Genomic DNA, 928 nt, shown 5'->3' with positions numbered 1-928 from the left:
GCCTGCAGTGGGTACGGGCAGACTAGAGTGCGGTAGGGGAGATTGGAATTCCTGGTGTAGCGGTGGAATGCGCAGATATCAGGAGGAACACCGATGGCGAAGGCAGATCTCTGGGCCGTAACTGACGCTGAGGAGCGAAAGGGTGGGGAGCAAACAGGCTTAGATACCCTGGTAGTCCACCCCGTAAACGTTGGGAACTAGTTGTGGGGTCCTTTCCACGGATTCCGTGACGCAGCTAACGCATTAAGTTCCCCGCCTGGGGAGTACGGCCGCAAGGCTAAAACTCAAAGGAATTGACGGGGACCCGCACAAGCGGCGGAGCATGCGGATTAATTCGATGCAACGCGAAGAACCTTACCAAGGCTTGACATACACGAGAACGGGCCAGAAATGGTCAACTCTTTGGACACTCGTGAACAGGTGGTGCATGGTTGTCGTCAGCTCGTGTCGTGAGATGTTGGGTTAAGTCCCGCAACGAGCGCAACCCTCGTTCTATGTTGCCAGCACGTTATGGTGGGAACTCATGGGATACTGCCGGGGTCAACTCGGAGGAAGGTGGGGATGACGTCAAATCATCATGCCCCTTATGTCTTGGGCTTCACGCATGCTACAATGGCCGGTACAAAGGGCTGCGATACCGTAAGGTGGAGCGAATCCCAAAAAGCCGGTCCCAGTTCGGATTGAGGTCTGCAACTCGACCTCATGAAGTCGGAGTCGCTAGTAATCGCAGATCAGCAACGCTGCGGTGAATACGTTCCCGGGTCTTGTACACACCGCCCGTCAAGTCATGAAAGTCGGTAACACCTGAAGCCGGTGGCCTAACCCTTGTGGAGGGAGCCGTCGAAGGTGGGATCGGTAATTAGGACTAAGTCGTAACAAGGTAGCCGTACCGGAAGGTGCGGCTGGATCACCTCCTTTCTAAGGAGCA

Annotated in this window: 1 rRNA gene; it reads left to right on the top strand. The window is 55.4% G+C overall.

Annotated elements, in window-relative coordinates:
* Positions 1-918: ribosomal RNA gene (locus KYX17_RS31570) — 16S ribosomal RNA — on the top strand; the annotation flags it as partial.
* Positions 919-928: the final 10 nt, after the last annotated feature.

The organism is Microbacterium sp. CIAB417 (assembly GCF_022788845.1).
Note: the sequence above shows the minus strand (reverse complement) of the source record. Positions and strands in the feature narration are given on the sequence as shown.